Genomic DNA, 18,914 nt, shown 5'->3' on the forward strand with positions numbered 1-18,914 from the left:
CATCATGTCAAACGATCGTTCGCTTGACTATCCCGGACACCGCGTTCAGAATGATGGTCATGTGTTCACCGCAGCGAACGATCGTGCGATGAGCGCCGACCGCGAGGTCTGGCGTGAAGCGCTGGGAGTCGTGCTCGCCACCAGCGCCTATGGCATCTCGTTCGGCGCGCTGGCCGTGGCATCCGGACTCGACGTCTGGCAGGCGTGCGTGCTGAGCCTGCTGATGTTCACGGGCGGGTCGCAGTTCGCCTTCGTCGGAGTCTTCGCCGCCGGAGGAGTGTCCGCACTGCCGTCGGCGATCGCGTCGGCCGCGCTGCTGGGAGTGCGCAATGTCGCATACGGCATGCGGATGTCACCCGTCGTCGGCACGACCACCGGACGGCGGATAGCGGCGGCGCACTTCACGATCGACGAGTCGACCGCCGTGGCCATCTCGCAGACTGATCCGCGGCTGAGGCAGGTCGGCTTCTGGGTCACCGGGATCGGCATCTTCATCGGCTGGAACATCACGACCCTGATCGGGGCACTCGTCGGCGACGTGCTCGGTGACCCCAAGACCTGGGGGCTGGATGCTGCGGCGGCCGCGGCGTTCCTGGCTCTGCTCTGGCCGCGCCTGAAGGAACGTCAGGCCATAGCGGTCGGGGTGGCTGCGGCGGTGGTGGCGGCCGCCCTCACGCCGTTCATCATGCCCGGGCTGCCCGTGCTCGTGGCAGCCGTCGTCGCGATCATCGTGGGCTGGTTCAACTGGCTCGGTCGAGTCGATGCCTCCGCACTCGACGGTGGGGAGGCCGCCGCGTGAGCATCTGGAGTGCGATCCTTCTCGCTGCGGTGATCTGCCTCGCTCTGAAGGCCGCCGGGTACCTCGTGCCGCCCTCGGTGCTCGAGGCACCGCGACCGGCGCGCATCTCCGATCTGCTCACCGTGGCCCTGCTCGCCGCGCTCGTGGCCGTGCAGACCCTCGGAGCCGGGCAGGCCGTCGTCGTCGATGCACGGGTTCCCGCTCTGCTCGTCGCGGCCGGGCTTCTCTGGCTGCGTCAGTCGTTCCTCGTCGTGGTGGTCGCGGCCGCCCTCGTCGCGGCTCTCCTGCGCCTGTTCGGGCTCGCTGTCTGAGCGCCCCTTCGCGGCGGCGCGCGTAGGATCGACTCGTGCGTATCGGATGGATCTCCCGGGTGCTCTCCTGGATCGCCGCGGCTCTCGTCGGCGGCGTGTTCGGCGTCGCAGGGACGATCGGTCACAGCCTCATGTGGGGTCCCGTGCCCGTCGGACTCATCGTCGGAGCGATCGCGTGCGGCGCGATCCTCGTCGCGATCCGCGCGCTCACCCACGACCGAGGCGCGACTCTCGCCGCGGGGCTCGGCATGCTCGGCATGCTGGTGCTCATCTCCGGCGTCGGGCCCGGGGGATCGGTGGTCGTCGAAGACACGCTCAGCGGTCGCATCTGGACCTATCTCGTCGCGGGGCTCGTGCTCCTCGCTGTCGCATGGCCCTCGTTCTCGCGGCTTCCGACTCGCACCGAGGCGCAGGCGTCGACGGCCGCGGCATCCGGCACGGCGCCCGGCGCAGACGAGGCGACCGCCCCTCGTGCCCCCGTCCTGGGCGATCGGACCGGCGGCGAGTCGTAGACTGGAGGGGTGACGTATGTGATCGCCCTCCCGTGCGTCGATGTCAAGGATCGCGCCTGCATCGACGAGTGCCCCGTTGACTGTATCTATGAGGGCGAACGCTCGCTGTACATCCACCCCGACGAATGCGTCGACTGCGGCGCGTGCGAACCCGTCTGCCCGGTCGAGGCGATCTACTACGAAGACGACCTGCCCGACGAGTGGCAGGACTACTACAAGGCCAACGTCGAGTTCTTCGACGAGGTGGGCTCCCCGGGCGGTGCGGCCAAGGTCGGCGTCATCGCACACGATCACCCGATCATCGCCGCTCTCCCGCCGCAGGGCGAGTAGTCCGTGAGTGTTCGCGATCTCGCCGACTACCCGTGGGATGCGGTCGTTCCCTACCGCGAACGCGCCGCGCGTCATCCGGACGGAATCGTCGACCTGTCGGTCGGTTCGCCCGTCGACCCGACGCCCGAGCTGATCCGCCGGGCACTGTCGGAGGCGACCGATGCGCACGCCTACCCTCAGACCGTCGGCACTCCCGCCCTTCGTGAGGCGATCGTCGAGTGGTACGCGCGGCGCAGGGGAGTGAGCGACCTGACCGTCGACAACGTCCTGCCCACCATCGGCTCGAAGGAGCTGGTGGCTCTGCTGCCGACTCTTCTGGGTCTGGGGGAGAGCGACATCGTGGTGCATCCCCGAATCGCCTACCCGACCTATGAGGTGGGTGCTCGCGTCGTGGGAGCGACCCCGCTGCCGTCCGACGATCCGACGGAGTGGCCTGACGGCACCAAGCTCATCTGGATCAACACGCCCGGGAATCCGGACGGCCGTACCTGGACCGTGGAGGAACTGGCTGCTGCGGTCGAGCGGGCTCGAGAGCTGGGAGCCGTGCTCGCGAGCGACGAGTGCTACGCCGAGCTCGGCTGGGACGGTCGATGGGCGACTGAGCCGATTCCGTCGATCCTCGACCCTCGCGTGACCGGTGGCAGCAGGGCGAATCTGCTCAGCGTCTACTCGCTCAGCAAGCAGTCGAATCTCGCCGGCTATCGTGCGGCATTCGTCGCAGGGTGTGCGCGCATCGTCGGCGAACTGCTCACCGCGCGCAAGCACCTGGGCCTGATGCCGCCAGAGCCGGTGCAGCACGCCATGGCAGTGGCGCTGGGCGATGACGAGCACGTCGCCGCTCAGAAGGCGCTCTACCGAGCGCGACGCGACATGCTGCGGCCTGCGCTCGAGGCGGCGGGGTTCCGGATCGACGGCTCGGAGGCCGGGCTCTACCTGTGGGCGACGGAGGGGCAGGACGCGTGGGCGAGCATCGAGCGGCTCGCCGATCTCGGCATCCTGGCGGGTCCCGGTCCGTTCTACGGTGAGTTCTCGACCCAGCACGTGCGACTGGCTCTGACGGCTTCCTCCGACAGGATCGCTGAGGGCGCGCGGCGTCTGCACGCACAGGCCGTGTAGGTTCTGGCCTCAGATCAGTGGTTCTTTTGTCGGTTGTCACAGTAGGCCTGTGTGCCTACTAGGCTGTAAAGGCGATTCGGTCGTGTATCGACGATCTCGAACTGACCTGGTGCACAGCGCCGTGACATCGCCACATCCGACTTGATGAAGATCCATGAGGAGGCCCGCGTGAGCGCAGCGGCAGAGCAGCAGGCGACGGCGAAGCTGACGATCGGCGATACGACCGCTGAATTCCCACTCGTGCGCGGCACGGCCGGCAACGACAGCATCGACTTCTCGACGCTGACGCGGCAGACGGGTTACACGGGACTCGACTACGGGTTCGTCAACACGGCGTCGACGAAGTCCGCGATCACGTTCATCGACGGAGACAAGGGCATCCTGCGCTACCGCGGGTATCCGATCGAGCAGCTTGCCGGTTCGACGAGCTACCTCGAGGTCGCCTGGCTCCTCATCTACGGCGAGCTTCCCTCCGCCGCCGAGCTCGCCGAGTTCGACGAGAAGATCCGGCGGCACACACTGCTGCATGAAGACCTCAAGCGCTTCTTCTCGGCGCTTCCGCACACCGCGCACCCCATGTCGGTGCTGTCGTCTGCCGTCGCAGCCCTCTCGACCTACTACGAGGGTCAGACCGACCCGCACAACCCCGAGCACGTCGAGCTGAACATGATCCGGATGCTGGCCAAGCTGCCGGTCATCGCGGCGTATGCACACAAGAAGAGCATCGGCCAGGCGTTCCTGTACCCCGACAACTCCCTCGGCTTCGTCGAGAACTTCCTGAAGCTCAACTTCGGCGTGCATTCCGAGGAGTATCAGGTCAACCCCGTGATGTCGAAGGCCCTCGAGCTGCTGCTGATCCTGCACGAGGACCACGAGCAGAACGCGTCGACCTCGACTGTGCGTCTCGTCGGCTCGACGGGCGCGAACCAGTTCGCCTCGATCTCCGCCGGCATCCAGGCTCTCTCCGGCCCGCTGCACGGCGGTGCGAACGAAGCCGTGCTCACCATGCTCGGGCAGATCCGCGATTCCGGTCAGAGCGTCTCGCGCTTCGTCGAGCGGGTGAAGAACAAGGAAGAGGGCGTGAAGCTGATGGGCTTCGGGCACCGGGTCTACAAGAACTACGACCCGCGCGCCAAGCTCGTCAAGGAGGCGGCGGGCGAGGTGCTCGCCGAGCTCGGCGTCACGGATCCGCTGCTCGACCTCGCTCAGGAGCTCGAGGAGCTGGCTCTCGCCGACGATTACTTCAAGGAGCGTCGCCTCTACCCGAACGTCGACTTCTACACCGGCGTGATCTACAAGGCGATGGGCTTCCCGACGCGCATGTTCACCGTGCTGTTCGCGATCGGCCGTCTGCCCGGTTGGCTCGCACAGTGGCGCGAGCTGCAGCTCGACCCGCAGACCAAGATCGGTCGCCCGCAGCAGCTCTACACAGGATCTCCCGAGCGCACCTTCCAGACCCGCTGAATCGACTCGCGATGCCTGTCGTGAGCGCGGAGGCCGTCGTGCCGGTGGATCCGGCGACGGCCTTCGCCGTCTCACAGACGACGGGTGCGATCCGACGCCGGTGGGATCCGTTCATCAGTGAGCAGCACTTCCTCGATGGCGCCGATGTCGCGGCCAAGGATGTGCGGACGTTCACCAGGCAGCGCTTCGGCTTGTCGATGGTGAGCCGGTATGTGTCCTACGCCCCGCCGAGGAACGTCGGGATGGTCATGGAGACCGGGCCGTGGTTCTTCACGAAGCTCGGCGGAGGCTGGCGGTTCACCGAGGTGCCTGAGGGCACGCTCGCCGTCTGGAAGTACAACTTCTCGTGTCAGCCGACCTGGCTCGCGCCGATCGCCGAGTGGATCGGCGCGCGGGTGCTCGGGCTCGAGATCCGTCGGCGCATCGCCGGTTTCGCCCGAGGGTGCTCAGATCCGCAGGTGCTGGCCGCCGTTCGCGGCTGACCTCGCGCAGGCGGGACGAAGAAGGCGGGTGCCCCGACGCTGAGCGTCGGCGCACCCGCCTGTATGTCTCTCGGGTCAGCGGCCCTGCGAACCGCGACCACGGCCGCCCTGGCCGCCGGAGCGGGATCCGCCCTGGCCACCCTGACGGCTGCCGGCCGTGGCGCCCTGGCCGCCCTGGCCCGAGCGCGGACGACGGCTGCGGCGCGACGGCGGGTTGGCCGCTGAATTGCGCTCGCCACCGGCGGGGCGCTGCTTCGACGACTGACGCTGCTGCTGCTGGGGCTGAACCGGAGCCGGACGAACGTGCGGCGCACGCTCGGGGACGAGCTCGGTGACGGCGTTCGACGTGACGGGCTCGAGCGCGGCGGTGATCGACGCCTTGCGCAGGAGGTCCTTCACATCACGACGCTGCTCGGGGAGGACCACCGTGACGACGGTTCCCGCGGCTCCCGCACGGGCGGTGCGGCCGGAGCGGTGCAGGTATGCCTTGTGCTCCATGGGCGGGTCGACGTGGACGACGAGGTCGACGTTGTCGACGTGCACGCCACGGGCGGCGACGTCGGTCGCGACGAGGACGCGCACGCCTCCGTCGGCGGGATCTGACGAGAAGGCGCCGAGGTTGCGCTCACGCGCGTTCTGCGAGAGGTTTCCGTGCAGATCGACAGCGGGGATGCCCGCCGCGGTCAGCTGCTTCGCGAGCTTCTTCGCCTGGTGCTTCGTGCGGGTGAAGAGGATGCGGCGACCGGTGCCCGAGGCGAGCTCGCGCACGAGAGTGGTCTTGTTGTCGGTGGAGTCGACGACGAGCACGCGGTGCGTCATCTCGCCGACGGGCACGCTCTCCTCGTCCACCTCGTGGCTCACGGCGTTCGAGAGGAACCGGCGGGCGAGGGTGTCGATGCCGCGGTCCAGCGTGGCGCTGAACAGCAGGCGCTGTCCGCCGGCGGGCGTGGCGGTGAGGATGCGGGTGACACCCGGCAGGAAGCCGAGGTCGGCCATGTGATCGGCCTCGTCGAGCACAGTCACCTCGACGGAGTCGAGCTGCACGACCCGCTGCTTCATCAGGTCTTCGAGGCGGCCGGGGCACGCGACGACGATGTCGACGCCGTTGCGCATGGCCTGTTCCTGGGGACGCTGGCTGACGCCGCCGAACACGGTGGTGACGCGCAGGCCCTTCGCCTCGGCGAGGGGCGCGATGGTCGCGGCGATCTGGGTCGCGAGCTCACGGGTCGGAGCGAGGACGAGTCCTCGGGGGTGCCCGGGGCGGCTCTTGCGCGACGAGGCGGCGAGGCGGGCGACGAGGGGGAGCGCGAAGGCGATCGTCTTGCCGCTGCCGGTGCGGCCGCGGCCGAGGAGGTCGCGTCCGCCGAGCGAGTCGGGAAGCGTGTCGCGCTGAATCGCGAACGCCTCGGTCTTGCCGTCCTTCGCGAGGACGGCGGCGAGGTCGGCGGGCACGCCGAGATCGAGGAAGGAAGTCATGAAGTATCTCCGAGAAATGCACGCACGAGCCGAGGGGCCGGGTGCGGAAGGTGGGCGACGGCGCGGGATCGCGCATCGTTTCGCCGTTCGAAATGGCCAGAACCAGGCAAGTGGCGCGGGAGCGTGTCGACGACGCAGACGTCTCGCAGTGCGAGTGGCGTCACCGCGACACTATCACGGCAGTCCCGGAGAAGGCTGAGACGGCCCGCTCTCAGCGAGTCGTGCGATCAGGCGTGGAGTGCGTCGTTGAGGGTCACACCGACGCCGGCGCGCTGCACGGCTTCGACCGCGCCGCTCAGCGAGTTGCGGCGGAACAGCAGTCCGTCGCGTCCGGACAGCTCGGAACCCTTGGCGGTGTTCCTGCCGCCGTCAGGCGTCGCCGGGCCGTCGACCAGCACGACCTTCGTGCCGGCCGTCACGTACAGTCCGGCCTCGACGACGCAGTCATCGCCGAGCGAGATGCCGATGCCCGCGTTGGCTCCCAGCAGCGTGCGTGCCCCGATGGAGACGCGGTGTGCGCCGCCGCCCGAGAGCGTGCCCATGATCGACGAGCCGCCGCCGATGTCGCTGCCGTCGCCCACCACGACGCCCTGGGAGATACGTCCTTCGACCATCGACGCACCGAGGGTGCCTGCGTTGAAGTTCACGAAGCCCTCGTGCATGACGGTCGTGCCGGGGGAGAGGTGCGCGCCCAGGCGGACGCGCGACGCATCTGCGATGCGCACACCGGCAGGCTGCACGTAGTCGGTGAGCCGGGGGAACTTGTCGAGCCCCTGAACCTGGATCCCTGAGCGCTGGAGCACGGGTCGAAGCCGCGCGGCATCCACGGGGTGCATGGGGCCGGCATTCGTCCACGCCACGTTCGGCAGATGCGCGAAGATGCCGTCGAGGTTGAGTTCGTTCGGTCGCACCAGGAGGTGCGACAGTGTGTGCAGCCGCAGATAGGCGTCAGCGGTCGAGGCCGGCGCCGCATCGAGATCGATCTGCAGCTGTACCGTCTGCACCGAGACGTTGCGACGTTCGTCCGGACCGGTGAACTCCTCGAGCGCCGCGAGCGCGGTGCCCGCGTCGTCGGCACCGGGCTCGACGGCCGTCACCTCGGGGAACCAGGCATCCAGTACGGTGCCGTCACCGGCGATCGTCGACAGTCCAGTACCCCACACGGTGCGCGCCTCAGTCATACCTCCACGGTATCGCGACAGGCGACGAGGGATGGTCCAGATGTCGGGGTAAGTAGGCTGGGGGCATGATGCTCGATCTGACCGCGTCCTCCGTCGACCTGACCCGTGCGATCTGCGACATCCCGAGCGTGTCGGGTGACGAGAAGGCGCTTGCGGATGCCATCGAGCAGGCGATCTCCGCGTATCCCCATCTCGAGGTGATCCGCCACGGCAACACGATCGTCGCGCGCACCGATCTCGGGCGAGCGCAGCGGGTCGCGATCGCCGGACACATCGACACCGTGCCGATCAACGGCAACGTGCCGACGAAGGACGTCGAGATCGACGGCGTCGAGTACATCTGGGGCCGGGGAACCGTCGACATGAAGAGCGGCACCGCTGTGCAGCTGAAGCTCGCCGCCGAGCTCACCGAGCCCTCGGTCGACATCACCTGGATGTGGTACGACAACGAAGAGGTGGAGGCCTCGAAGAACGGGCTGGCGCTCCTCGCCGCGGTGCGGCCGGATCTCTTCCAGGCCGACTTCGCGATCCTCGGCGAGCCGTCCAACGGCGAGGTCGAGGGTGGCTGCAACGGCACGATGCGCGCGATCGTGCGCACCACCGGCGTGCGTGCGCACGCGGCACGTGCGTGGATCGGTGAGAACGCCATCCATCGGGCAGCCCCGATCCTCGCGCGCCTGGCCGAGTACCGTGCACGAGAGATCGCGGTCGACGGACTCCTGTATCGGGAGAGCATGAGCGCCGTGCGCATCACAGGCGGGGTCGCAGGCAACGTGATCCCCGATGCCTGCGAGGTCGAGGTGAACTACCGGTTCGCTCCGAGCAAGTCGGCAGCAGATGCAGAAGCGCACATCCGCAACCTCCTCGCCGGCTTCGACGTGGAGATCACGGACGCCGCAGAAGGCGCGCGGCCGGGCCTCGACGCGCCGATCGCCCAAGACTTCGTGGCCGCCGTCGGCGCCGAGCCTCGCCCGAAGTACGGCTGGACCGATGTCGCTCGGTTCTCCGCCCTCGGCATCCCCGCCGTGAACTACGGACCGGGAGACCCGCACCTCGCGCACCATGACGAGGAGCGCGTGCCGCTCGCGCAGATCGACGCCGTCGAGCGAGGACTGCGCGCATGGCTCAGCTCGCGCTGACCGCGACCCGCCGGTGGGCCGCAGCGCCACTGGCGCTGCGCGTGGCCCTGATCTACCTCGCCGCTCGCGCGGTGACGACCGCGATGATGATCGCGGCGGCGACGCAGTCGACATCGCTGTCGAGGTTCGGCGCAGAACCGGGCCTCGCCGATTTCATCGTCGGGTGGGACGCGCAGTGGTACTGGCTCGTCGCCGAAGAGGGATACCCCTCGGATCTGCCGCTCACCGAATCGGGTGACGTCGCTGAGAACGCCTGGGCGTTCATGCCGGTGTTCGCCTTCGCCGCCAAGGCGATCGGCTTCGTGTTCGGGTCCTGGGGGATGGGCGCCTTCCTGCTGTCATTCGTGGCCGGCTACCTCGCCTGTCTCGCGCTGCACCGATTGCTGCGCGATCGGATCGGCGCGCGTGCGGCGATGTGGGCGGTGGTGTTCTTCGCCTCCGGACCGATCGCGGCGATGTTCCAGGTGGGGTACGCCGAGACCCTGTTCCTGCTGCTGCTCTTCCTGGCTCTCGATGCCACGGTGCGACGGAACTACGCATGGCTGTATCTCCTCATCCCCGTGATGGCGTTCACCAGACCGGGGATTCTCGCGTTCGCGCTGTACCTGGGTCTGCACGGCATCCTCCGCTGGTGGCATCGCAGGGATGATCCGCTCGCCCCGCGGGAGATCGTGCACATCGTGGCGCTCGGCGCACTCGCCACGGTCGCGGGCTTCTCGTGGCAGGTCATCGCCGGCGTCGTGACCGGCGATCCCGGTGCGTACCTGGCGACCGAGCTCTCCTGGCGTCGCAACTGGCTCGTGGGCGGTGTCGACGGGTTCGTGCCTTTCGAAGGGTGGGTCCAGGCATCCCAGTTCTGGTTCGGTCAGTGGGGACTCCCCGGCTCGTGGGGGCCGGTCGCCGTCGCGCTCCTGGTGGTGGCAGCGGGTGCCGCCCTGCTCTACGTGCCGCAGGTGCGTGCGCTGGGTCCCGACCTGCGGCTGTGGAGCGCGAGTTACCTCCTCTACCTGCTCGCGGTGTTCTTCCCTCAGTCGAGCACCTTCCGGCTGCTGCTGCCCGTGAGCCCGATCTGGGGAGCACTCGCGGTGCCGCGCTCGCGCGTCTGGCGGCTCGGGGTCCTGGCCGTCTGCCTGCTGGGGCAGTGGCTGTGGATATTCCACATCTACGCCCTGGGGAACACCTTCTGGCAGGTGCCGTGAATGTTAAGGCTTGATGCATTTCTTCATAGGGGACATCCAGGTTCCGGTAACACCCGATAAACTGATCGCATACCACCGGAGGAAAAGGAGCCCACGATGGCAGCGATGAAGCCGAGGACCGGAGACGGACCCATGGAGGCCGTGAAAGAAGGGCGACTCATCATCGTGCGCGTCCCGCTCGAAGGCGGCGGCCGTTTGGTCGTCTCCGTGAACGACGCAGAGGCGAAGGAGCTTCACGACGTGCTGGCAGCCGTCGTGACGCCCGCCTGATCGAACTCGAATTCGCGCACGCGGATTCACCAAGAGGGCGACGGATCGATGATCCGTCGCCCTCTTCCGTCCCTTCACGACGGTGTTCGGCTCAGCTCTCGCCGACGCTGATCAGCTGCAGCAGCCCCTCGCCGGAGGCAGAGACGGTCGCGAGCACGGCTGATGACTCCTGAGTCTCCTGCACGAGCGAGCGGTAGGCGGAGGTCACCTCGTCGCGCTGCACCGGATCGGCGACACGGCCGCCTCCGAGAATGCGGGGGACGAGAACCATTCCGCCTCGACGCACCAGCCGCAGGCCATGCTCGACGTAGTCGATGACGTTCTCGGGGTCGGCATCGACCAGCACGATGTCGTATGACGCCTCGTTCATGCGGGGCAGCACGTCGGCCGCGCGACCTGTGATGAAACGCGCCTTCGTCGCGGGGACGCGTGCGTCGGAGAAGGCCTGACGGGCGGCGGCGAGGTGCTCGGGCTCGTTGTCGATCGAGGTCAGCACCGCCTGCGGCGCGCCGCGCAGCAGCCAGAGCCCCGAGACTCCGGCGCCCGTGCCGATCTCGACGATCGATCTGGCACCGGTCGCGGCGGCCAGCACGGCGATCTGCGAGCCGACGGCCGCGCTGATCGGCGACGCGCCGAGTTCGATGGCGTGCGCACGCGCGCGGGCGATCGGCGACGGCTCCGCGATGGACTCGCGGATGAAACGTGCATTCGCATCGTTCTCGCTCATTGCCTGATTCTCCCGACTGAGATATGTGTTCTCCCAGGGTATGCGCTCGGTGCGCGGCACAACGGCAGGCGCGGCGGTAGCCTGGACAGATGCAGTTCGGGATCACCTTCGAGAAGCTGCTGCTCATCGGTCTGATCGCTGTGCTTCTCATCGGACCGGAGCGGCTGCCCCGCTACGCCGAGAGCGTCGCCAAGCTCGCTCGGCGCGCCGGCGAGTTCCTCCGCGACACCAAATCGCGTGTCCGCGACGAGATGGGTCCCGAGATCGACGACGTCGACTGGCGCAAACTCGATCCACGGCAGTACGACCCCCGGCGCATCATCCGCGACGCGCTCTTCGAAGACGACGCTGCGCCCGGTCCCGCCCGTGCGGAGGCAGTCGTTGCGGAGCCGACGGTGAAACCGGTGCGGACGGCGAGGGTGCGACCGGAGTTCTCGGTCGCGAGTCCTCCGCCGTACGATTCCGAAGCGACATAGCCCGAGTCTCCGCCCGGCGGAGCTCCGGTGCGAAGGCTCAGCCGATGCGCGCGCGCAGCGTGGCGAGGTCGTCGTCCGTCACCAGTGACCGGGGGATGGCGGTGATCGCCGACGCGCCACGCAGCTTGAGCAGTACCGCGTCAGCGCCTGCTCGCACGCTCTGGAAGGTGCTGTAGTCGATGTCGGACGAGCGACGCCCCGCGCCGATGTGCAGGGCAGTGTCGCCCAGTCGCACCCAGACGACGGTGCCTGGCGGGGTCGCCAAATGCACGGCACGCCGTGCTCCGACGATCGTCATCACGACGGCATAGACCATCAGACCGATGCTCGCGACGGGGAGCAGACCCGACAGCCCCGGGTTGCCTCCGGTCGCGCTCAGATTCAGGATGCTCAGCGCGAGCGCTGCAGCGAGGGCGATCCACATCACGATCGCCGCAGGACGAGTGAGCGCGTAGACCGCCGCATCTCGAGCCATTCCCCGAAGCAACCGCTCATCGACGGTGACAGTCATGGTCGGGCCTATCCGACATTCATGGGAAGCGACCGGCCGGCGAGTCCGCGCCCCTGTCCGGCGAGAGTGCGGGCCAGATCACGGATCGCCGTCGCCGCCGCATCGGCGCCGTCGCTCAGGACGACCGGCACACCGTCGTCGCCTCCGGAGCGCAGCGCGGAGCTGAGCGGGATCGACGCCAGCAGTGGGACGGACTGCGTCTCGGACAGCGCCTCTGCGACGGCGGCACCTCCACCCGAGCCGAACAGGTCTATCACGGTGCCGTCCGGCAGGGTGAGCGCGCCCATGTTCTCGACCACGCCGATCACCCGCTGACCGGTCTGACGCGCCACCAGCCCGCTGCGGATCGCCACGTCGGATGCGGCCGCCTGCGGGGTCGTCACGACGAGCACCTCGGCGTGCGGCAACAGCTGCCCGATCGAGATCGCGATGTCGCCGGTGCCGGGGGGCATGTCGATCAGCAGGATGTCGAGGTCGCCGAAGAACACGTCCGTCAGGAACTGCTGCACTGTGCGGTGCAGCATCGGACCGCGCCAGGCCACCACGGCCTCGCCGTCGCGCAGGAACATGCCGATGGAGATCGTCTTCACTCCGTGGGCGACGGGCGGGAGCATGAGGTCATCGATGCGCGTGGGCTGTGTCCCCGCGGGGATGCCGAGGAGCCCGGGGATCGAGAAGCCGTGCACATCGGCGTCGACGAGACCGACTGCGAGACCCTGCGCGGCGAGTGCGACCGCGAGGTTCGCCGTCACCGTGGACTTGCCGACCCCGCCCTTGCCGCTGGAGACGAGGATCACCCGCGTGAGCGAGTCCGGGCCGAAGGGCATCTGGCGCGGCGGCCGGCCGTCGCGCAGCTTCTCGGTGAGCGCCTTGCGCTCGGTGGGCGTCATGACACCGACCTCGACGTCCACCTCGGTGATCCCCGGCACGGAGGCGGCGGCCGCGCGGACGTCCGATTCGATGCGGGCGGCAGCCGGGCAGCCGACGATCGTGAGGACGATCGCGACGTGCGCGCGCGGACCGTCGACGTCGATCTCCCTGACCATGTCGAGATCGCCGATGGGGCGTCGCAGCTCGGGATCTGTGACCGCGGCTACGGCCGCCCGCACGGAATCAGCGGTGCTCATGATGATGCGGCGCGGCCGCGGGGGCGTCGCTCGACCGGCTCGTCGTCATGGTCTCCGAGCTCGGCGAGCAGCGACTTGAGCTCCTGCCGCAGCACATCGCGGGTCACGACCTGGTTGTTGCGCTCCTCGAGCGACATCCGCAGCGCGACGATCTCACGGGCGAGGTACTCGGTGTCGGCGAGGTTGCGCTCGGCCCGCTGACGATCCTGTTCGATCTGCACTCGGTCACGGTCGTCCTGGCGGTTCTGCGCGAGAAGGATCAGAGGGGCCGCGTACGACGCCTGCAGCGAGAGCATGAGGGTGAGGGCCGTGAAACCGAGCGCCGCGTCATCGAAGCGCAGGTGGTCGGGCAGCAGTGTGTTCCAGCAGATCCAGAGCACACAGAACAGAGTGAGGATCAGCAGGAACGCGGGGGTGCCCATGGCGCGGGCGACCCACTCGGTGAAACGGCCGAAGCGATCACGCGACGTCGAGCGCTGGCGGGAGGTGCCGCGGCCCAGGGGTGCGTCGAGCCGAGGCGAGCGCGAGCGGGAGCGGGGCATCAGCGCACCTCCTTGGAGACCGTCGGCTCGTCGCTGTCGTGCGTGCGCCAGTCATCGGGGAGCAGGTAGTCGAGGACGTCGTCGATGCTGATCGCGCCGACCAGTCGGTGGGCGGCATCGATCACGGGGAGCGAGACGAGGTCGTAGCTCGCCAGCATCCTGGCGACCTCAGCGGCGGACGCGGTGACCCGCACCGGCTCGAGGCTGTCGTCCATGATGGCCCCGAGACGTTCGTGCGGCGGGTAGCGCAGCATCCGCTGGAAGTGCACCATGCCGAGCAGCCGACCGGTCGGCGTCTCGAACGGCGGCAGGGTCACGAAGACCGCGGCTGCAAGGGCGGGGTGCAGCTCGTGGCGCCGGATGAGGGCGAGCGCCTCGGCCACTGTCGCGTCGGCCGACAGGATGATCGGCTCGGGCGTCATGAGTCCACCGGCCGTGTCGGGGCCGTAACGGAGCAGCATCCTGACGTCCTCGGCCTCTTCGGGCTCCATCAGCTCGAGCAGCTGCTCGAGACGATTCGGCGGAAGCTGCGCGAGGAGGTCCGCGGCGTCGTCCGGTTCCATCTGGTCGAGGATGTCGGCGGCGCGCTCGTCGCCGAGTCGATCGAGGATATGCACCTGCTCGTCTTCGGGCATCTCCTCCAGGGCATCGGCCAGGCGGTCGTCCGAGAGCTCCTCGGCCACCTCGATCATGCGCTGCTGGGGGAGGTCGAGCAGGGTGTTCGCGAGGTCGGCTGCGTGGAGCTCCGAGTACGACGCGACGAGCTGCTCGGCCGACTGGGACTCGCCGGGGGAGTGCTGCTCGGCGACCTCGCTCCAGGCTGCGAACGTGGTCGGTCCCTTCGCGAACGGAGAGGCGCTGGTCTTCGGTCGACGCAGGAAGAGCTGACTGATCGCCCATTCCCCGATGCGGTTCGGCTCGATGGCGACGTCTTCGATCACGGCGGTGCCGCTGCCGTCGACGAGGCTCACCCGACGCCCGAGGAGCTCGGCGAGAACGCGCACCTCGCCGGCGCGCGGTGAGAATCGGCGCACATTGATGAGACCGGTGCTGATCACCTGGCCCGCGCGGATCGACGTCACCCGTCCGATGGAGAGGAAGACCTGTCTGCGCCCGGGGATCTCGACGACGAGGCCGATGACGCGGGGAGCACCCGTACTTCGGTACACGATGACGACATCACGGACTTTGCCGAGCCGGTCGCCCACGGGGTCGAAGACGGCGCAGCCAGCAAGGCGCGCGGCGAATACCCGTTGTGTGCTCACTCGTCCAGCGTAGTCGCCGGTGTCGCAGGGGTGGCCCCCGGCGGCACCGCTGCACGACACACTCCCGGCCCTGTCACCACAAGGCATGGAACAATGGCGGGATGAGCATGCTGAACCGTCCAGCCGACAGCCGCGATGAGGGCGAGATCGTCGCCTCCACACGCGATTACGAAGGCGCCCAGAAGACGGTGTCGAAACTGATCGCCCAGGAGGTGCCCGCCCGGGACATCGCGATCATCGGACAGAGCGTCCGGACGGTCGAGCGCATCACCGGGCGTCTGGGCTATGCAGCAGCCGCCCGATCGGGAGCGATCAACGGCGTGCTCATCGGTCTCTTCCTCTCTGCGATCCTCGTGATCGGCAACCCGGAGGTTCCGATCCAGCTGTTCGTCGGATTCGTCTTCATCGGCGTCGCACTCGGGATGCTTCTGAGCCTCGTCACGTATGCGATCGTGCGGCGACGCCGCGACTTCGCGAGCGTCACGCAGTTCGCGGCCGATCACTACGAGGTCCGCGTCCAGGCCGCTTCGCTCGCGAAGGCCCGTCTCGCCCTGGGTGCGGCCACGCCGGCACCGGCGCGGGCACCGGTGAACCTCGACGAGCCGCCGCGGTACGGCGAGCGCATCACCCCCGGCGCGCACGAACCGGCCGGACAGCCGACGACCACGACACAGCCGACGCCCGAAGAGCCGACGCCCGGAGCCGATCCGACTCCCGGCAGCGAGCCGACACCGCCGCTGGGCGGCGGTGAGACTCCGCCTGCAGAGCCGGCCGTCCCGCCGAGGCCCGCGGATCCGGAGCCGCCGTCTCCCACGGCGCCCGGGACCGGTGGCGCGGGGGTTCCTCCGAAGTCTGCGGAGCCCGCCTGATGTCAGACGCACCCCGCGATCCGTCGACCCCGTCCGAGCGATCGGCGCAGCCCGCACCGCCGCCCGTGCCTCCCGTTCCGCCCTTCCCTGACGGGCAGCAGCCCGCGGCGCCGGCCCGTCCGCTGAACCCGTACGCCCCGCCGCCGGCGCCCGGCTCAGCCCCGCAGCAGTCGCACGGCTACGCACCGCCCCAGGGCTCCGCGTACGCACCGCCGCAGGGCTCCGGGTACGCACCGCCGCAGGCCCCGGGGTACGCGGCACCCCAGGCCCCGGGGTATGCGGCACCCCAGGCCCCGGGGTATGCGCCGCCTCAGGCGCCGGGCTACGCGCCGCAGCAATCGGCACCGGGCTACGCGCCGCCGGCCTACCCCGTACAGGGGTACCCCGTCGGCGCCTACCCTGCGGCCGTCCCCCCGCGGGGTCTGCTTCCGTGGGCACTGGGCCTGCTGATCCTCATCCCGTTCCCGTTCGTCGGCGGACTCGCGTCCGGACTCGCCATGGCCGTGAGCGGCGGGGCGTCCCGTCGATACGGCGGGGTCGCGCGTGAGAACGCTCGCGCTGCGCTGAACTGGGGGCTGACATACCTTCTGGTCTCCACGGTGCTCCTGGTCACGCACTTCGTGCTGCTGTTCGCGCTGACCTCCGATTCGCCGACCACCGGCTTCTACCCGCTCGGCATCCCCATCACGCTCTATTTCGCGCTCTCGGTGCTGCACGTCGTGCTCGTGATCGTGGGCATGGTGCGTGCGTCGAGCGGCAAGGTCATGCGCGTGCCGTTCGCCATCCCGTACCTGCGGGCCTGATGCTCGAGATCCCTGTCGAGCTGCCCTCCGGGGTGACGACGGTCTCTGCCGACTGGGCGCCCGGCGACAACGGCGCGACAGTCCTGATCGCCCACGGCGCCGGTGCGGGCAAGGACCATCCATTCCTCGTGGGATTCTCGGATGCGCTCTCGGACCGGGGATTCTCCACCCTGCGGTTCAACTTCCCCTACGTGGAGCAGGGGCGCAGGATGCCGGGGCCTGCGGCACACGCGATCGCGACGTGGAACGCGGCGGTGGCCTTCGCGCGCGATCTCGACGCGGAGGCCGCCATCTGGGCCACAGGCAAGTCCTACGGCGGACGCATGGCATCGATGGCCGTGGCCGAGGGACTGGCGGTCGACGGTCTCGTCTACCTCGGCTACCCGCTGCACGCTCCGGGCAGACCGGAGAAGCCGAGAGCCGACCACCTGCCGGCGGTCGCTGCGCCGCAGCTGTTCGTCGCGGGTACGAACGACCCCTTCATCCAACCTCTGACACAGTTCGATGACGTCGTCTCCACGTGTCAGGACGCCCGCGTCGTCTGGATCGAGGGTGGCGGTCACACCTTCGAGGTGAAGGGGCGCAAGCGTGCGGCATCCGACATCGGCGCGTCGCTCGCGCCGATCGTCGCGGAGTTCGTCCGGCCCTGACAGCATGGCAGGGTGAGTCTCGAACGCGTCGCCCTGATCTCCGATGTCCACGGAAACCTGACCGCTCTCGAGGCGGTGCTCGCCGACATCCATCGCAGGGGCATCACCCGCATCGTCAACCTCGGGGACACGGCGGGCAAGGGGCCACGAGGCGAAGACGCCGTGCGGCGCTGCCGCGACGTGTGCGAGGTGAACGTCCGCGGCAACTGGGACGACTTCCTGCCGACCATCCCCGACGACGGGCCGTCCGAGATGCTGTGGTGGCGAGATGAGCTGTCGGCGCCGAGCAGGGCGTGGCTCCGGTCGCTTCCGCTGAGTGTCGATCTGGTCCTCAGCGGTCATCGGATCCGCCTGTTCCACGCGTCGGCGCAGAGCCCGCACGTCCGCGTGCACTTCGCCCACACGCCCGAGCAGTTCTCCGCGATGTTCGAGGCGACGGAGATGACCGGCGACGGCCCGCTGCCCGATGTGGTGGGCTACGCCGACATCCACGACGCCTACATCGAATCGAACGACGGACGTACGCTGTTCAACGTCGGAAGCGTCGGGAACCCGCTCGACACACCCGTTCCGTCCTACGTGATCCTCGAAGGAGGACAGTCGGCGGACGATCCCTTCGGGATCCAGTTCGTGCGCGTGCCCTACGACGTCGAGGCCGAGATCGCCGTCGCCGAATCGCTCGACATGCCGACCGCCGATGTCTGGGCCGTCGAGCTCCGCACCGCCGTATATCGAGGGCGGCAGGCATCGCAGACGGCGACGCCATGATCGCTCAGAGGTTCGCGAGGTCCGGATCGTCGAGCAGACGCCTCATCGTCGACCGTCCCAGACCGCTCATGGCGGGGTTCGAGGACTCGTAGTACCAGACGAGGCCCATCGCCTGCTGCAGCGCCCAGGCTGCTCCTCGCCGCCACTCGCTGTCGGAGACGCGCAGACGGTCACGCACGACGGATCGCCCCCGAGCGTCGAACAGATGCCACGCGGCGACGAGATCGAGCGCAGGGTCGGCAGGGCCGAAGCCCCCGCCGTCGAGGACACCGACGAGACGATCGTCGGCCACCAGCAGGTTGAACGGCGTGAGGTCCCGGTGGCTCATGACGTCCGCACCCTCGCGGGGCGCGTCGCGCAGCGAGCTCCAGAGTCGATCCACGCGATCAGGATCGACCTGGTGCGCGCTGCGCTCGATGCAGAGCGCGACCCACTCGTCGTGGTCACGGAGAACACCACCGCGGCCGCGCCCGTCGAACTTCCGTCCGCGGGTCTCGGTCGACCGCAGCACAGTGATCAGCCCGGAGACGTCCGAGACGAGCGACTCCGACGATGCGTGGCCGGCGGGGGTCGCGGCGACACCCGCCAACCAGGTCTGGATCGACCAGGCAGAAGGATGCTCCTCGGTCGCCGCGGCGAGTCCGACAGGCCGCGTCGCCGGCACGCCGCAGACGTCGGCGAGCTCAGCCATCGCCGCGGCCTCGGTGCCGAGGACATCGCGCGATTCTGCGACGAGGGGGAACCGTGCCGCGAGGTCGTCGCCGATCCGGAAGATCGTGTTCACCGTGCCCGTCGAGCGGACGCGCTCGATCGGCAGATGGGCGAGCTCGGGGAACGTCTGCGCGATCAGCCGCGCAGCGCGATCGTCCGTGAGTGCGAGCTCGCCCTCGTGCATCC

At 69.0% G+C, this 18,914-nt stretch carries 23 protein-coding genes; 15 read left to right on the plus strand and 8 right to left on the minus strand.

Annotated elements, in window-relative coordinates; all coding sequences use genetic code 11:
- Positions 1 to 88: 88 nt before the first annotated feature.
- The 7 genes from AB0P11_RS12335 to AB0P11_RS12365 all read left to right on the plus strand — a co-directional run bounded on the left by AB0P11_RS12335 (position 89) and on the right by AB0P11_RS12365 (position 5,014).
- A complete protein-coding gene (locus tag AB0P11_RS12335; protein WP_056279009.1) occupies positions 89 to 799 on the plus strand; it encodes an AzlC family ABC transporter permease in 711 nt (236 codons plus the stop codon).
- A complete protein-coding gene (locus tag AB0P11_RS12340) occupies positions 796 to 1,110 on the plus strand; it encodes an AzlD domain-containing protein (RefSeq protein WP_053095573.1) in 315 nt (104 codons plus the stop codon). The genes AB0P11_RS12335 and AB0P11_RS12340 overlap by 4 nt, the downstream gene beginning before the upstream one ends.
- 35 nt (positions 1,111 to 1,145) lie before the next feature.
- A complete protein-coding gene (locus tag AB0P11_RS12345; protein WP_230100669.1) occupies positions 1,146 to 1,622 on the plus strand; it encodes a histidinol dehydrogenase in 477 nt (158 codons plus the stop codon).
- A gap of 9 nt (positions 1,623 to 1,631) precedes the next feature.
- Positions 1,632 to 1,952 carry a ferredoxin gene (fdxA, locus tag AB0P11_RS12350; protein ID WP_042542002.1) on the plus strand — a complete coding sequence of 107 codons (321 nt, stop codon included), beginning with the start codon at positions 1,632 to 1,634 and terminating at the stop codon, positions 1,950 to 1,952.
- 3 nt (positions 1,953 to 1,955) lie between these two features.
- The gene (gene dapC / locus AB0P11_RS12355) at positions 1,956 to 3,068 is read left to right on the plus strand and encodes a succinyldiaminopimelate transaminase (RefSeq protein ID WP_363522210.1); all 1,113 of its coding nucleotides are present in this window, start codon (positions 1,956 to 1,958) and stop codon (positions 3,066 to 3,068) included.
- A 168-nt stretch (positions 3,069 to 3,236) separates the two neighbouring features.
- Positions 3,237 to 4,532 (plus strand): citrate synthase, encoded by a 1,296-nt coding sequence (locus tag AB0P11_RS12360; RefSeq protein WP_082586615.1) that lies wholly within the window; start codon positions 3,237 to 3,239, stop codon positions 4,530 to 4,532.
- Between the two features lie 11 nt (positions 4,533 to 4,543).
- Positions 4,544 to 5,014 carry an SRPBCC family protein gene (locus tag AB0P11_RS12365; protein ID WP_056278076.1) on the plus strand — a complete coding sequence of 157 codons (471 nt, stop codon included), beginning with the start codon at positions 4,544 to 4,546 and terminating at the stop codon, positions 5,012 to 5,014.
- 75 nt (positions 5,015 to 5,089) lie between these two features.
- Here the strand turns inward: AB0P11_RS12365 and AB0P11_RS12370 are convergent, their stop codons facing one another.
- Together AB0P11_RS12370 and dapD are read right to left on the minus strand one after the other, a co-directional pair.
- Positions 5,090 to 6,490: a DEAD/DEAH box helicase gene (locus AB0P11_RS12370; protein ID WP_053095576.1), complete on the minus strand. Its 1,401-nt coding sequence runs from the start codon at positions 6,488 to 6,490 to the stop codon at positions 5,090 to 5,092.
- A 227-nt stretch (positions 6,491 to 6,717) separates the two neighbouring features.
- A complete protein-coding gene (gene dapD, locus AB0P11_RS12375; protein ID WP_363522213.1) occupies positions 6,718 to 7,671 on the minus strand; it encodes a 2,3,4,5-tetrahydropyridine-2,6-dicarboxylate N-succinyltransferase in 954 nt (317 codons plus the stop codon).
- Positions 7,672 to 7,736: 65 nt separating this feature from the next.
- Here dapD and dapE point away from each other — a divergent pair, with 65 nt between their 5' ends.
- The 3 genes from dapE (at position 7,737) to AB0P11_RS12390 (ending at position 10,279) form a co-directional block, all read left to right on the plus strand.
- The gene (dapE, locus tag AB0P11_RS12380) at positions 7,737 to 8,810 is read left to right on the plus strand and encodes a succinyl-diaminopimelate desuccinylase (protein WP_056278082.1); all 1,074 of its coding nucleotides are present in this window, start codon (positions 7,737 to 7,739) and stop codon (positions 8,808 to 8,810) included.
- Positions 8,792 to 10,009: a hypothetical protein gene (locus AB0P11_RS12385; protein WP_053095579.1), complete on the plus strand. Its 1,218-nt coding sequence runs from the start codon at positions 8,792 to 8,794 to the stop codon at positions 10,007 to 10,009. Before dapE ends, AB0P11_RS12385 begins: the two co-directional genes overlap by 19 nt.
- Positions 10,010 to 10,105: 96 nt before the next feature.
- On the plus strand, positions 10,106 to 10,279 hold the full coding sequence (locus AB0P11_RS12390; protein ID WP_067122349.1) for a DUF3117 domain-containing protein: 174 nt from the start codon (positions 10,106 to 10,108) through the stop codon (positions 10,277 to 10,279).
- A gap of 91 nt (positions 10,280 to 10,370) precedes the next feature.
- Here the strand turns inward: AB0P11_RS12390 and AB0P11_RS12395 are convergent, their stop codons facing one another.
- On the minus strand, positions 10,371 to 11,006 hold the full coding sequence (locus AB0P11_RS12395; RefSeq protein WP_053095580.1) for a class I SAM-dependent methyltransferase: 636 nt from the start codon (positions 11,004 to 11,006) through the stop codon (positions 10,371 to 10,373).
- An 89-nt stretch (positions 11,007 to 11,095) separates the two neighbouring features.
- On the opposite strand from AB0P11_RS12395, the gene AB0P11_RS12400 reads away from it, so the two are divergent.
- Positions 11,096 to 11,482 carry a twin-arginine translocase TatA/TatE family subunit gene (locus AB0P11_RS12400; protein WP_053095581.1) on the plus strand — a complete coding sequence of 129 codons (387 nt, stop codon included), beginning with the start codon at positions 11,096 to 11,098 and terminating at the stop codon, positions 11,480 to 11,482.
- Between the two features lie 37 nt (positions 11,483 to 11,519).
- On the opposite strand, the gene AB0P11_RS12405 is transcribed toward AB0P11_RS12400, so the two are convergent.
- From AB0P11_RS12405 to AB0P11_RS12420, 4 genes are read right to left on the minus strand one after another with little or no spacing between them, the layout of a single operon-like run.
- The gene (locus tag AB0P11_RS12405; RefSeq protein WP_363522217.1) at positions 11,520 to 11,993 is read right to left on the minus strand and encodes a YcxB family protein; all 474 of its coding nucleotides are present in this window, start codon (positions 11,991 to 11,993) and stop codon (positions 11,520 to 11,522) included.
- Between the two features lie 8 nt (positions 11,994 to 12,001).
- Positions 12,002 to 13,120, minus strand: a complete 1,119-nt coding sequence (locus tag AB0P11_RS12410; RefSeq protein WP_363522219.1) for an Mrp/NBP35 family ATP-binding protein — start codon at positions 13,118 to 13,120, stop codon at positions 12,002 to 12,004.
- The gene (locus AB0P11_RS12415) at positions 13,117 to 13,662 is read right to left on the minus strand and encodes a DUF1003 domain-containing protein (protein ID WP_053095584.1); all 546 of its coding nucleotides are present in this window, start codon (positions 13,660 to 13,662) and stop codon (positions 13,117 to 13,119) included. The genes AB0P11_RS12410 and AB0P11_RS12415 overlap by 4 nt, the downstream gene beginning before the upstream one ends.
- Positions 13,662 to 14,927, minus strand: coding sequence for a CBS domain-containing protein (locus tag AB0P11_RS12420; protein ID WP_053095585.1), 1,266 nt, complete (start codon positions 14,925 to 14,927; stop codon positions 13,662 to 13,664). Before AB0P11_RS12420 ends, AB0P11_RS12415 begins: the two co-directional genes overlap by 1 nt.
- 101 nt (positions 14,928 to 15,028) lie before the next feature.
- Between AB0P11_RS12420 and AB0P11_RS12425 the strand changes: the two genes are divergently transcribed.
- The 4 genes from AB0P11_RS12425 to AB0P11_RS12440 are packed head-to-tail and all read left to right on the plus strand — an operon-like array spanning position 15,029 to position 18,017.
- Complete coding sequence (locus AB0P11_RS12425) at positions 15,029 to 15,796, plus strand: general stress protein (RefSeq protein WP_363522222.1); 768 nt, start codon at positions 15,029 to 15,031, stop codon at positions 15,794 to 15,796.
- On the plus strand, positions 15,796 to 16,599 hold the full coding sequence (locus tag AB0P11_RS12430; RefSeq protein WP_363522224.1) for a DUF4870 domain-containing protein: 804 nt from the start codon (positions 15,796 to 15,798) through the stop codon (positions 16,597 to 16,599). Before AB0P11_RS12425 ends, AB0P11_RS12430 begins: the two co-directional genes overlap by 1 nt.
- Positions 16,599 to 17,249: an alpha/beta family hydrolase gene (locus AB0P11_RS12435; RefSeq protein WP_363522226.1), complete on the plus strand. Its 651-nt coding sequence runs from the start codon at positions 16,599 to 16,601 to the stop codon at positions 17,247 to 17,249. The genes AB0P11_RS12430 and AB0P11_RS12435 overlap by 1 nt, the downstream gene beginning before the upstream one ends.
- Before the next feature lie 12 nt (positions 17,250 to 17,261).
- Positions 17,262 to 18,017: a metallophosphoesterase family protein gene (locus AB0P11_RS12440; protein ID WP_363522228.1), complete on the plus strand. Its 756-nt coding sequence runs from the start codon at positions 17,262 to 17,264 to the stop codon at positions 18,015 to 18,017.
- A gap of 4 nt (positions 18,018 to 18,021) precedes the next feature.
- Here the strand turns inward: AB0P11_RS12440 and AB0P11_RS12445 are convergent, their stop codons facing one another.
- The gene (locus AB0P11_RS12445) at positions 18,022 to 18,912 is read right to left on the minus strand and encodes an aminoglycoside phosphotransferase family protein (RefSeq protein WP_363522230.1); all 891 of its coding nucleotides are present in this window, start codon (positions 18,910 to 18,912) and stop codon (positions 18,022 to 18,024) included.
- Between the last annotated feature and the right edge of the window lie 2 nt (positions 18,913 to 18,914).

The organism is Microbacterium sp. NPDC079176 (genome assembly GCF_040686675.1).
In the GTDB taxonomy this organism is placed as follows: domain Bacteria; phylum Actinomycetota; class Actinomycetes; order Actinomycetales; family Microbacteriaceae; genus Microbacterium.

What these genes read in the sequence shown, in the direction of transcription:
- AB0P11_RS12430 (WP_363522224.1), top strand. Translation starts at nt 15,796, where the DNA reads ATGTCAGACGCACCCCGCGATCCGTCGACCCCGTCCGAGCGATCGGCG.
- AB0P11_RS12385 (WP_053095579.1), top strand. Translation starts at nt 8,792, where the DNA reads ATGGCTCAGCTCGCGCTGACCGCGACCCGCCGGTGGGCCGCAGCGCCA.
- AB0P11_RS12400 (WP_053095581.1), top strand. Translation starts at nt 11,096, where the DNA reads ATGCAGTTCGGGATCACCTTCGAGAAGCTGCTGCTCATCGGTCTGATC.
- AB0P11_RS12415 (WP_053095584.1), bottom strand. Translation starts at nt 13,662, where the DNA reads ATGCCCCGCTCCCGCTCGCGCTCGCCTCGGCTCGACGCACCCCTGGGC.
- AB0P11_RS12395 (WP_053095580.1), bottom strand. Translation starts at nt 11,006, where the DNA reads ATGAGCGAGAACGATGCGAATGCACGTTTCATCCGCGAGTCCATCGCG.
- AB0P11_RS12435 (WP_363522226.1), top strand. Translation starts at nt 16,599, where the DNA reads ATGCTCGAGATCCCTGTCGAGCTGCCCTCCGGGGTGACGACGGTCTCT.
- AB0P11_RS12370 (WP_053095576.1), bottom strand. Translation starts at nt 6,490, where the DNA reads ATGACTTCCTTCCTCGATCTCGGCGTGCCCGCCGACCTCGCCGCCGTC.
- dapD (WP_363522213.1), bottom strand. Translation starts at nt 7,671, where the DNA reads ATGACTGAGGCGCGCACCGTGTGGGGTACTGGACTGTCGACGATCGCC.
- AB0P11_RS12410 (WP_363522219.1), bottom strand. Translation starts at nt 13,120, where the DNA reads ATGAGCACCGCTGATTCCGTGCGGGCGGCCGTAGCCGCGGTCACAGAT.
- AB0P11_RS12405 (WP_363522217.1), bottom strand. Translation starts at nt 11,993, where the DNA reads ATGACTGTCACCGTCGATGAGCGGTTGCTTCGGGGAATGGCTCGAGAT.
- AB0P11_RS12425 (WP_363522222.1), top strand. Translation starts at nt 15,029, where the DNA reads ATGAGCATGCTGAACCGTCCAGCCGACAGCCGCGATGAGGGCGAGATC.
- AB0P11_RS12335 (WP_056279009.1), top strand. Translation starts at nt 89, where the DNA reads ATGAGCGCCGACCGCGAGGTCTGGCGTGAAGCGCTGGGAGTCGTGCTC.
- AB0P11_RS12390 (WP_067122349.1), top strand. Translation starts at nt 10,106, where the DNA reads ATGGCAGCGATGAAGCCGAGGACCGGAGACGGACCCATGGAGGCCGTG.
- dapE (WP_056278082.1), top strand. Translation starts at nt 7,737, where the DNA reads ATGATGCTCGATCTGACCGCGTCCTCCGTCGACCTGACCCGTGCGATC.
- AB0P11_RS12365 (WP_056278076.1), top strand. Translation starts at nt 4,544, where the DNA reads ATGCCTGTCGTGAGCGCGGAGGCCGTCGTGCCGGTGGATCCGGCGACG.
- AB0P11_RS12445 (WP_363522230.1), bottom strand. Translation starts at nt 18,912, where the DNA reads ATGCACGAGGGCGAGCTCGCACTCACGGACGATCGCGCTGCGCGGCTG.